Raw genomic sequence first — 10,387 nt, forward strand, 5'->3', positions numbered from 1 at the left:
GCCCCCGTCGAAGCCGTCGGCGCCGGGCCACCTGGCCGCACCGTCCCCGTCCGAACTCTCGGTTTCCCGCGCCCGCTGACCCGCACCCTGCGCGGGCAATCGCAAACCTGGTTGAATCCAGGGAAGGGGTGCCCGCCAGCGGGCGCGGAAACCGGTCGCGGTACGGATGCTTCGTGCGGGTTTCCGCGCGGATTCGGTACGGGCCAAGGGCAGTTGCGGGGAGAGCATGGACGAGGGCAAGCCCGCCGGACCACGGGCGAAGTGGTGGAGCCGTCCTGCGACGGGGAGGCCGGGGGCCGCGACGGACCCGGCCCCGACCGAACCTGCGGACGAATCGGCACCGGGAGTGGCGCCGGGAGTGGCACTGGCACCGGGAGTGGCACCGGCCTTCGCACCGGACGACCGCGCCGACCCGGGAGCCTCCGTGGCCCAGGCCGGGGCGACGGCAGCGACAGCTCCGGCCGGCCCAGGGCGCCCGAAGCCCCTGCACGACCCCGACCCGTACGGCACTCCGCCCTACGGCGGGCCCGGGCCGTGGGCGCCCGCACCGCCGGTGCAGATGCCGACCCCGGCCCACGGCACCCAGGTACCACCCCACTTCGGCGCACCGCAGCAGTCGGCCCAGCCGCACCTTCAGCCGTCCCCGCCCCCGGTGCAGCCCCTGCCGCACCCTTCGCAGGGACAGCCGCCGCAGCCCCACCCTCAGCAGCCCCAGCCCCAGCCCCCGCAGGGGCAGCAGTACCCGCCCTCGCAGTGGCTGCAGTACGACCCCTGGAGCGCGGCCCCGCAGCAGCCGCTGGTGTACGCGGACGCGGCGCCGCAGAAGAAGCGGCGGCGCGGCGGTCTGTTCGTCGGTGCGCTGGTGATCGCGCTGCTGGCCGGAGGAGTCGGCGGCGGCGTCGGCGCGTACATCGAGCGGAACAACGGGATCACCGGTGGCGCCGTCCAGCTCCCGCAGGCAGGCAAGGCACCCCTGGACCGCGCCCCCGACACCGTCGCGGGCATCGCCGCCAGCGCCCTGCCCAGCGTCGTCACCTTCCACGTCAGCGGCGGCAGCGCCAAGGGCACCGGCACCGGGTTCATCCTCGACAACAAGGGCCACATCCTCACCAACAACCACGTGGTGGAACCGGCCGGCACCTCCGGCACCATCTCCCTCACCTTCAGCAGCGGCGAGACGGCCAGGGCCACGCTCGTCGGCAAGGACAGCGGGTACGACCTCGCCGTGGTGAAGGTCGTCGGCGTCTCCGGCATGAAGCCGCTGCCGCTCGGCAACTCCGACAACGTCCGGGTCGGCGACCCGGTGGTGGCGATCGGCGCCCCCTTCGACCTCCAGAACACCGTGACCGCCGGCATCATCAGCGCCAAGCAGCGGCCCATCACCGCGGGCGGCGAGAAGGGCGACGGCAGCGACATCAGTTACGTCGACGCGCTGCAGACCGACGCCCCGATCAACCCGGGCAACTCCGGCGGACCGCTGGTCGACCAGCGGGCCCACGTCATCGGCGTCAACAGCGCCATCCGCGGCCCCGACAGCGGCTCCGGGCTCGACGGCGGCCAGGGCGGCAGCATCGGCCTCGGCTTCGCGATCCCCATCAACCAGGCCAAGCGCGTCGCCGAGGAGCTGATCAACACCGGGAAGGCCACCCATCCCGTGATCGGCGTCTCGCTCGACATGAAGTTCACGGGCGACGGCGCGCAGGTCGGCACCAAGGGCACGGGCAACACCCCGTCGGTCACCCCCGGCGGCCCCGGCGCCAAGGCCGGCATCAAGCCGGGCGACGTGATCACCAGGATCGACGGCGAGCGGGTGCACAGCGGTGAGGAGCTGATCGTCAAGATCCGCTCGCGCCGCCCCGGCGAGCTGCTGGAACTGACCCTGCGGCGCGACGGCAAGGAGCAGAAGGTGACCCTCAGCCTCGGCACGGCGGGGGATTCCTGACCGGGCGCTACGGGTGGGAGCCACCCGGGCGACGGCGGAAGGTCGCACGGACGCCAGACGGGTGTCACCTGAAGGTACCGTCCGGACAGCTGGGGCGGGTACCGTGGAACGAGCCCGGATAATCCAAGGAGCTGCAAGGTGTTCACTGACATAGGCGGACTTGAGCTGCTGACGCTCGCGGTCCTCGCCGTGCTCATCTTCGGCCCGGACAAGCTGCCGAAGCTGATCCAGGACACCACGCGCTTCATCCGCAAGATCCGTGAGTTCTCGGACAGTGCGAAGAGCGACATCCGCAGTGAGCTGGGCCCGGAGTTCAAGGACTTCGAGTTCGAGGACCTCAACCCGAAGAACTTCGTCCGCAAGCAGCTGGCGGAGCACGGCGGGGACGACCTCGGGCTCAAGGAGATCCGCGAGAGCTTCGACCTGCGGGGCGAGCTCAACGAGGTCACGGACGTGGTGAACGGAAGGTCCAGGCCCGCGTCCCGTACGCCTTCGGACACTCCGGAGCCCACCGGCAGCGGCGCCCGCGCGAACCTCACCAAGGACGATGCGCCCGCCGCCGCACCGGCGAACCTCCGCAAGGAGGAACGACCGGCGTTCGACCCCGACGCGACCTGACCGCCCGCCGCCCCCGACCGGGGCGGCGGCGTCATGAGGTCTCCCTCGGTCGGGTGTTGGCTATCCTCCATCTGTCCGGCTTGCAGGACGCCCGAGGGGGGCGGGCCGCACCGGACGCTGACGATCGAGGAGGCGGCCGGGCAGATGGAGACGACGAGTCGGGTAGGGGCGCAGGGGAATTCCGGTGCGCCCGGTGGGTCCACCGCGGAAGGGGTGCCGGCAGCCCGGCGTACGGTCGACGGCTATCTGCGCGCCCCGTTCCCCTGGTACGGACTGGACGAGGCCTTCACCGGGCCGCGCTGGCTGATGCAGGTCGGCACGGCGGCCGACGGCACCGTGCAGCACGGCGCGATGGGCCACGGCGACGAGCCGACGATACGAGCCGGCGCGGGCGACGACGGCACGGACAAGGAGCGCTTCGCGGTCGTCGTGACCGTCGCCGCATCCCCGGTGCGCCGCAGCGGCGATGGCACGGGCACGCTGGAGGCGACCTCGGTGTCCTCCGCCGCCTGGCTGGCCGGTTCGGGGCTGCTGGCGCAGACCTGGCCCGCGCAGCTCGACCACTCGATGCGGGACAACTGGCTGGACCAGCAGACCGAGGTGTCCTTCGAGCTGGCCGACGACCTGGAGGGCGCCGACTGGTCGACGCTCTCGCTGCCGGTCGACGGGGTGCCGACGCCGTTCCACTACCGCGAGTCCGAGTACGGCTGGGTGCTCGCCGGGTCCACCACTGCGGGTGTGCACCTGGGGGCGTACGGGCGCGGCATGAGCGCGTACGGCCTGGGCTTCTCGGTGGTCAAGGACGTCACCACGTACGACGCGTAGGCACAAGCGAAGTAAGGGGCGGCCTCCAGGAGGCCGCCCCTTACTCGTACGCTCTCAGCGCCTCAGGATCTCAGCGCGTCGGAATCTCAGCGCGTCAGGCGCACTGCCTCAGAACTTGTTGCGCGGCGTGATCCCCAGCGACATCCCGGAGAGACCGCGCGCCCGTCCGCCCAGCTTCCCGGCGATCGCCCGCAGCGCGGACCCGGCGGGGGACTCGGGGTCGGTCAGCACGACGGGGCGGCCGTCGTCGCCGCCCTCCCGCAGCCGTACGTCGATCGGGATGGTGCCGAGCACCGGCACGGTCGCACCGGTGGTCTTCGTCAGCCCCTCGGCGACGCGCTCGCCGCCGCCCGAGCCGAAGACGTCGACGATCTCGTCGCAGTGCGGGCACGGCATGCCCGACATGTTCTCGACGACGCCGACGATCTTCTGGTGCGTCTGCACGGCGATGGATCCGGCCCGCTCGGCGACCTCGGCGGCGGCCTGCTGCGGGGTGGTGACGACCAGGATCTCCGCGTTCGGAACCAGCTGTGCGACCGAGATCGCGATGTCGCCCGTGCCCGGCGGCAGGTCGAGGAGGAGGACGTCCAGGTCGCCCCAGTACACGTCCGCGAGGAACTGCTGGAGCGCGCGGTGCAGCATCGGCCCGCGCCAGACGACAGGGGCGTTGCCCGGCGTGAACATCCCGATCGAGATGACCTTCACACCGTGCGCCGACGGCGGCATGATCATGTTCTCGACCTGGGTGGGCTTGCCCGCCACGCCCAGCATGCGGGGCACGCTGTGGCCGTAGATGTCCGCGTCGACGACGCCGACCTTCAGGCCGTCCGCCGCCATCGCCGCGGCCAGGTTGACCGTCACCGAGGACTTGCCGACGCCGCCCTTGCCGGAGGCCACCGCGTACACCCTGGTCAGCGACCCGGGCTGGGCGAAGGGGACCTCGCGCTCGGGGGTGCCGCCGCGCAGGGCGCCCGCGAGCTCCTTGCGCTGCTCGTCGCTCATCACGTCGAGCTCGACGGTGACGCTGGTGACGCCCTCGACGCGCTCGACGGCCTCGCGCACGTTGTTGGTGATCGTTTCCCGCATCGGGCAGCCGGAGACGGTCAGATAGACCGCGACGGCAACTGTGCCGTCCGCTCCGATCTCGACCGATTTGACCATGCCGAGCTCTGTGATCGGTCGGTGGATCTCGGGGTCGTTCACCGTCGCCAGTGCTTCGCGCACCGCGTCTTCCGTAACCATGCTCCGATAGTACGGCGGCACCGCGGTCCGCCGGGAAGCCCGGTCAACGGTCGGCTTCGTCACTCCCGTTCGGGGGCGCGGGCGGGAATACGGTCCGCCGGTCCTCCAACTCCTTGACCAGGTCCTGGAGTTCGGAGCGGATCCAGTCGCGGGTGGCGACCTCGCCGAGGCCCATCCTCAGCGCCGCGATCTCGCGTGTGAGGTATTCGGTGTCGGCGATGGAACGCTCGTTCTGCTTGCGGTCCTGCTCGTGGGTGACCCGGTCCCGGTCGTCCTGCCGGTTCTGCGCGAGCAGGATCAGCGGGGCGGCGTACGAGGCCTGGAGGGAGAGCGCCAGGGTCAGGAAGATGAAGGGGAATTCGTCGAAGCGCAGCGACTTGGGCGCGAAGATGTTCCACAGCACCCAGAGGATGATCACCGCGGTCATCCAGACGATGAACCGCCCCGTGCCCAGGAAGCGGGCGATTCTCTCCGAGACCCGCCCGAAGGCCTCCGGGTCCCACTCGGGAAGCAGACGCTGGCGTGGCGCCTTCGGTTGGTCCAGACGCACGCGTGAGGCGCGCGACACAGCGCTCGCGCCACTCGTGGACCGCGCGCGCTCCTTGCCCTCACCACCCCGCTCAGTGGCCACCGACGACACCCCCCGGATTGAATTCGGTCTCCCGCCAGTCGTCCGGCAGCAGGTGGTCCAGCACGTCGTCGACGGTCACGGCCCCGAGCAGGGACCCGCCCTCGTCCACCACGGGCGCCGCGACCATGTTGTACGCGGCGAGATAGCTGGTCACGGCGGGCAGCGAGGTGTCGGGCGACAGCGGCGGAAGGTCGGACTCCACGACCGAGCTGACCAGAGTTCCCGGCGGCTCCCGCAGCAGCCGCTGGAAGTGCACCGTGCCCAGGTACTTGCCCGTCGGCGTCTCGTCGGGCGGCCGGCACACGTACACCTGCGCCGCCAGCGCGGGGGAGAGGTCCTGCTGCCGCACGCGGGCGAGCGCGTCGGCGACCGTCGCGTCGGGCCGCAGCACGATCGGCTCCGTCGTCATCAGACCGCCCGCCGTCCGCTCCTCGTACGACAGGAGCCGCCGCACGTCGGCCGCGTCGTCCGGCCGCATCAGCGTCAGCAGCCGCTCCTTGTCCTCCTCCGGCAGCTCGGACAGCAGGTCGGCGGCGTCGTCGGGGTCCATCGCCTCCAGGACGTCGGCGGCCCGCTCCTCCTTGAGCTTGCCGAGGATCTCGATCGAGTCGTCCTCGGGGAGCTCTTCGAGTACGTCCGCGAGCCGGTCGTCGTCGAGGGCGGAGGCCACTTCGGCGCGGCGTTTGGGGGTCAGGTGGTGCAGGGCGTTGGCGAGGTCGGTGGGCCGCAGCCGCTCGTACGCGGCGATCAGGTTCTCCGCGCCCTGCCCGTGCTCCTCCAGGGAGAACCCGGTGACGGCCGACCACTCGACGGTCAGGGTCTCCCCCTTCCGGCGCAGCGCGCCGCCCTTCCCCTTCCGTACGAAGACCTTGTCGATCTCCCAGTCGCGGCGGGCCGGGAGCTGCGCGATGGCCACGTCGAGGACGGTGACCTCCTCGTCGCCGTCCACCAGCCGCACCCGCCGGTCGAGCAGCTCGCCGAGGACCAGCCGCTCGGTGGGGCGCTGTTCGAAGCGGCGCATGTTCACGACGCCCGTGGTGATGACCTGGCCGGACTCCACACCCGTCACCCGGGTCATCGGCAGGAAGATCCGCCGCCTGCTGACCACCTCGACGACCAGGCCCAGCAGCCGAGGGGGCCTGCCGCCGACCCGCATCATGGCGACCAGGTCGCGGACCCGCCCGACCTGGTCCCCGTTCGGGTCGAAGACGGGCACGCCCGCCAGGTGCGAGACGAAGACACGGGGCGCCCCTGCTGCCATCCCGACTGCCTCCTTCTCGTGGCGCGAGCCCGCGTCTGAAAACTTGTCTGCAAATAGGCCGGATACCGGCTTCAGGCTAGCCCGTGGAGATCAACGACGCTCCGCCGGTCCGGCCGTACGGCTCTCTGTCCGCCGTCGTGGACGACCCGGGTACGCTGCCCTCTGCCGACCGGACACCCCGGACCCCGCAGGAGAGGCAGTGCCGACAGTGACCGCATTCCCCCCGGCCGCCCGAGCACGCAGGGCCGTACTCGCCGGTGCGGTGTGCGCCGGTCTCGCGGCCGGTCCCACGGGGTGCGGCGAGGACCCGGACGAGGGGACGAACGGGGTCGGCAAGCTGTCCGCCGCCGAGATCGAGGGCAAGGCGCGCACGACCGCGAAGGCCGCCGCCGCGGTGCGCCTCACCGGTACGTTCGTCAGCAGGGGCGGCACGTACAAGCTGAACATGCGGCTCAAGAAGGACGGCGGCGCGGGCTCCGTGACCACCAAGGACTCCACCTTCGAGCTGCTGCGCATCGCGGACGAGCTCTTCATGAAGGCGGGCGCGGACTTCTGGCGGCACGACGCCACCAAGCCGGGCGCCGACTTCAAGCAGGAGGACGCGGACGCCGCCGACAAGCTGGAGGACAAGTACGTCAAGGTGCCCAAGGGCGACCCGGCGTACGACCAGTTCCGCGGCTTCACGGACAAGGACGTCCTCCTCGACGGTCTGCTCGGGCTCAACGGCACGCTCGGCAAGGGCGACCGCGAGAAGATCGCCGGCATGCGCACCATCAAGGTGGTCGGTGGTGAGGACGGGCAGGGCGGCGCCCTCGACGTCTCCCTGGAGAAGAAGCCCTACCCGCTGCGGCTGGCCCGCGCGGGCGGCGCGGGCGTCGTCCAACTGTCCGACTGGGAGAAGGACTTCACGCTGACCCCGCCGCCGAAGGACCTGACCGTGGACTACGGCCGGAAGCTGCCGAGGACGAGCGACTAGCCCGTCCCCTTGCTGCCCCGGCTTCAGCTCCGGCTCTTCGGTCTGCGCTTGCGCTTGAGGAGCAGTCTCGGGAGGGCCGCCGGGGCCGGCTGCCGGGTGGTCGCCCACGACGGCAGCGGTTGCGCGGCGAGGGAGTCCTCGGGGAGTGCGCCGATGCCGCCCTGCGGGGTCAGGCGCAGTACGCGGCACTCGCGGGCCCAGCGGTCGGTCATCTGCTCGGCGTCGGGCGCGTTCAGCCGCTTGCCCTTGAGCTCGGCGACGGCGGCGTCCCACTCCTCGGACCCGGCGGTCAGCTCCCGTACGACAGCCGTCCAGGCGACCAACCTGCCGCCCTTGTCCTTGCTGCGTACGGTGACCCGGGCGGCCGAACCGTCGGCGAGGCCGGGGAACGGCTGCTCGCCCGGGCCGTCGCCGACGAGGTGCGCGGCGCCGTCGAGCCAGACGTGCCAGAGGGCGCGGGCGGGGCCGGCGCCCTGCACCCAGATGAGGCCGGACTTCTTGGTGGCCTCCTCGACGAGGGCCTGGTCGAGGAGCGGGGTCTGCGACATGGGGCAAGGGTAGGCCCCGCGGGGGAGCCGGGCCCTACAGCCAGCCGTTCCGCTTCAGGAGCCGGTGGATCGTGAGACAGACCACCGCGATCCCGCCGAGCACGATCCCGTACCCGTACTTCCAGTGCAGCTCCGGCATGTAGTCGAAGTTCATGCCGTAGACGCCGCAGATCATCGTCGGTACGGCGACGATCGCCGCCCACGAGGTGATCTTGCGCATGTCCTCGTTCTGGGCGACCGTCGCCTGCGCCAGGTTCGCCTGGAGGATGGAGTTGAGGAGTTCGTCGAAGCCGACGACCTCCTCGTGGACGCGGGCCAGGTGGTCCGCGACGTCGCGGAAGTACTTCTGGATGTCGGGGTCGATCAGCCGCATCGGCCGCTCGCTGAGCTGCTGCATGGGGCGCAGAAGGGGCGCCACCGCGCGCTTGAACTCCAGCACCTCGCGCTTGAGCTGGTAGATCCGGCCCGCGTCGACACCCCGCGGGCTGCCCTTCGTGGGGGCCGAGAACACGTCGATCTCGACCTCGTCGATGTCGTCCTGGACGGCGGACGCGACCGCGATGTAACCGTCGACGACATGGTCCGCGATCGAGTGCAGCACGGCGGACGGGCCCTTGCCGAGGAGCTCCGGGTCGTCCTGGAGGCGGTGGCGCAGCGCCCGCAGCGAGCCCTGGCCGCCGTGCCGGACGGTGATCACGAAGTCCCGGCCGGTGAAGCACATGACCTCGCCGGTCTCCACGACCTCGCTGGTCGCGGTCAGTTCGGCGTGCTCCACGTAGTGGATCGTCTTGAAGACGGTGAAGAGGGTGTCGTCGTAGCGCTCCAGCTTCGGCCGCTGGTGGGCGTGGACCGCGTCCTCGACGGCGAGCGGGTGCAGCCCGAACTCGGCCGCGATACCGGCGAATTCGGCCTCGGTCGGCTCGTGCAGGCCGATCCACGCGAAGCCGCCGGACTCCCGTACGCGGACCATCGCCTCGTGCGGGGTGGCGCACTCCTTCATGCGGCGGCCGTCGCGGTAGACCGCGCAGTCGACGACCGCGCTGGAGGCGGAGTGGTCGCGGGTGGCGTCGTAGTTGGTGTAGACGGTGGGACTGTTCTTGCCGCGCAGGGACGGGCGTACGACTGCGCGCAGGTCACGAATCATCGACATGGCGGGCTCCTTCACGGAGAAGCCGTCGGCGGGGCGCGTGGCACTGCCCGGAATGGAGACGTGCGGCGCCACGGCGTTGTGGCTCAGGCGTGCACGTCGGCAAAGCGGGCGGCACCGCGAGGACGCGGTGACGGCATTCGCTCAGACACGGATCAGGCAAATCAGGTAAGGGTGAAGTGCTCTTCCGTCGTGCCCATCGTGCGAAATGCCCTGGGAGCCGAGGTGTTTCGGTGCCCGGAGGGCTGGGTACGAAGCCTCAGACCGCGTGGGGCAGAGGTGGTACGGAAGAGCGGTTGGTACTAACGGGTCGACTTCGATCCACCGCAGCCCCACCTCCTCCGGCCGGTCCCCCGTGGGGGACGACGTGTCATCGGGACTCGAGTGCAACGCTGAAGCGTTACTTCGGATCGCCCCGACCAGCGGCCCAGGCTACCAGCCACCCCCGGTGTCAAGCCCCGCCCAGGCGCGTCTTTGCCCGTTTCATACGCGGCCTATGCTCGCGGACCATGGGAGATGTACTTGCGCTGGTAGAAGCCCGACTGCGGACCGCTCTGGGCGAACCGGACGCGCGCGCCGCCGTCACGTTCCTCGGTACGGACCGGATCGAAATCCTGCGGTTCATGGACGGAGACATCGTCCGCTACGCCACTCTCGGCATGTCTGCGGCCCCGATGGCCGACCCCACCGCGGCCCTCGCCGACCCGGTCGCGGGCCCGCGCGCCGAACTGGTCCTCTCCGTACGGGCCGGCCTCGCGGACACCGACAAGGTCCTCCGCCCGCTCGCGGTGCTGGCCGCGTCCCCGCAGGTGGAGGGGCTGGTCGTGGCGCCGGGCGCGTCGCTGGAGGTGGGCGAGCCACTGTGGCCCGGCGCGTCCTTCCGCTCCGTACTGGTGGCGGAGGCAGGGGGGCTCGTCGAGGACCTGGAGCTGGATCCCCCGATGGACCCGGTCCGCTTCCTGCCGCTGCTCCCGATGACCGCGAACGAGGCCGCGTGGAAGCGGGTGAAGGGCGCCCAGGAGCTCCAGGAACGCTGGCTGGCGCACGGGACGGACCTGCGCGACCCGCTGCGCGCGGGCGTACCGCTGGACTGAACCCGGGCCGGCCCGGAGCGGTGGCTCCCGGGCGGGGAACGGCCTGGCATTAGACCCGGGGGCCCGGCCCCGCCCGCGCGGCGCGGAGTCCGTGGGTGTGGCC

At 71.4% G+C, this 10,387-nt stretch carries 10 protein-coding genes; 5 read left to right on the forward strand and 5 right to left on the reverse strand.

Annotated features, from left to right (window positions below):
- The first annotated feature begins 226 nt into the window (after positions 1 to 226).
- From ACWGIG_RS31975 to ACWGIG_RS31985, 3 genes are all read left to right on the forward strand, one after another.
- Positions 227 to 1,942, forward strand: coding sequence for a S1C family serine protease (locus ACWGIG_RS31975; protein ID WP_453325182.1), 1,716 nt, complete (start codon positions 227 to 229; stop codon positions 1,940 to 1,942).
- A gap of 138 nt (positions 1,943 to 2,080) precedes the next feature.
- Positions 2,081 to 2,560: a sec-independent translocase gene (locus tag ACWGIG_RS31980; RefSeq protein ID WP_453325183.1), complete on the forward strand. Its 480-nt coding sequence runs from the start codon at positions 2,081 to 2,083 to the stop codon at positions 2,558 to 2,560.
- A 144-nt stretch (positions 2,561 to 2,704) separates the two neighbouring features.
- Positions 2,705 to 3,385, forward strand: coding sequence for a hypothetical protein (locus ACWGIG_RS31985; protein ID WP_453325184.1), 681 nt, complete (start codon positions 2,705 to 2,707; stop codon positions 3,383 to 3,385).
- Between the two features lie 108 nt (positions 3,386 to 3,493).
- Here the strand turns inward: ACWGIG_RS31985 and ACWGIG_RS31990 are convergent, their stop codons facing one another.
- The 3 genes from ACWGIG_RS31990 to ACWGIG_RS32000 are packed head-to-tail and all read right to left on the reverse strand — an operon-like array spanning position 3,494 to position 6,519.
- Complete coding sequence (locus ACWGIG_RS31990) at positions 3,494 to 4,627, reverse strand: Mrp/NBP35 family ATP-binding protein (protein ID WP_453325185.1); 1,134 nt, start codon at positions 4,625 to 4,627, stop codon at positions 3,494 to 3,496.
- Between the two features lie 43 nt (positions 4,628 to 4,670).
- The gene (locus tag ACWGIG_RS31995; protein WP_453325186.1) at positions 4,671 to 5,258 is read right to left on the reverse strand and encodes a DUF1003 domain-containing protein; all 588 of its coding nucleotides are present in this window, start codon (positions 5,256 to 5,258) and stop codon (positions 4,671 to 4,673) included.
- Positions 5,248 to 6,519, reverse strand: coding sequence for a magnesium transporter MgtE N-terminal domain-containing protein (locus tag ACWGIG_RS32000; protein WP_453325187.1), 1,272 nt, complete (start codon positions 6,517 to 6,519; stop codon positions 5,248 to 5,250). The genes ACWGIG_RS31995 and ACWGIG_RS32000 overlap by 11 nt, the downstream gene beginning before the upstream one ends.
- 208 nt (positions 6,520 to 6,727) lie before the next feature.
- Here ACWGIG_RS32000 and ACWGIG_RS32005 point away from each other — a divergent pair, with 208 nt between their 5' ends.
- Entirely contained in the window at positions 6,728 to 7,495 is a 768-nt protein-coding gene (locus ACWGIG_RS32005) for a hypothetical protein (RefSeq protein ID WP_453325188.1), read from the forward strand.
- A gap of 23 nt (positions 7,496 to 7,518) precedes the next feature.
- On the opposite strand, the gene ACWGIG_RS32010 is transcribed toward ACWGIG_RS32005, so the two are convergent.
- Together ACWGIG_RS32010 and ACWGIG_RS32015 are read right to left on the reverse strand one after the other, a co-directional pair.
- Positions 7,519 to 8,043: a hypothetical protein gene (locus tag ACWGIG_RS32010; RefSeq protein WP_453325189.1), complete on the reverse strand. Its 525-nt coding sequence runs from the start codon at positions 8,041 to 8,043 to the stop codon at positions 7,519 to 7,521.
- Between the two features lie 34 nt (positions 8,044 to 8,077).
- The gene (locus ACWGIG_RS32015; RefSeq protein ID WP_453325190.1) at positions 8,078 to 9,193 is read right to left on the reverse strand and encodes a magnesium and cobalt transport protein CorA; all 1,116 of its coding nucleotides are present in this window, start codon (positions 9,191 to 9,193) and stop codon (positions 8,078 to 8,080) included.
- A gap of 506 nt (positions 9,194 to 9,699) precedes the next feature.
- Between ACWGIG_RS32015 and ACWGIG_RS32020 the strand changes: the two genes are divergently transcribed.
- Complete coding sequence (locus tag ACWGIG_RS32020; protein WP_453325191.1) at positions 9,700 to 10,284, forward strand: suppressor of fused domain protein; 585 nt, start codon at positions 9,700 to 9,702, stop codon at positions 10,282 to 10,284.
- The last annotated feature ends 103 nt before the right edge of the window (positions 10,285 to 10,387 follow it).

The sequence above is a fragment of the Streptomyces sp. NPDC054863 genome, from assembly GCF_053610825.1.

Bases quoted from the DNA above. Each gene is read 5' to 3' on its own strand.
- ACWGIG_RS31985 (WP_453325184.1), top strand. From the start codon at position 2,705: ATGGAGACGACGAGTCGGGTAGGGGCGCAGGGGAATTCCGGTGCGCCC.
- ACWGIG_RS31975 (WP_453325182.1), top strand. From the start codon at position 227: ATGGACGAGGGCAAGCCCGCCGGACCACGGGCGAAGTGGTGGAGCCGT.
- ACWGIG_RS32000 (WP_453325187.1), bottom strand. From the start codon at position 6,519: ATGGCAGCAGGGGCGCCCCGTGTCTTCGTCTCGCACCTGGCGGGCGTG.
- ACWGIG_RS32015 (WP_453325190.1), bottom strand. From the start codon at position 9,193: ATGTCGATGATTCGTGACCTGCGCGCAGTCGTACGCCCGTCCCTGCGC.
- ACWGIG_RS31990 (WP_453325185.1), bottom strand. From the start codon at position 4,627: ATGGTTACGGAAGACGCGGTGCGCGAAGCACTGGCGACGGTGAACGAC.
- ACWGIG_RS32020 (WP_453325191.1), top strand. From the start codon at position 9,700: ATGGGAGATGTACTTGCGCTGGTAGAAGCCCGACTGCGGACCGCTCTG.
- ACWGIG_RS32010 (WP_453325189.1), bottom strand. From the start codon at position 8,043: ATGTCGCAGACCCCGCTCCTCGACCAGGCCCTCGTCGAGGAGGCCACC.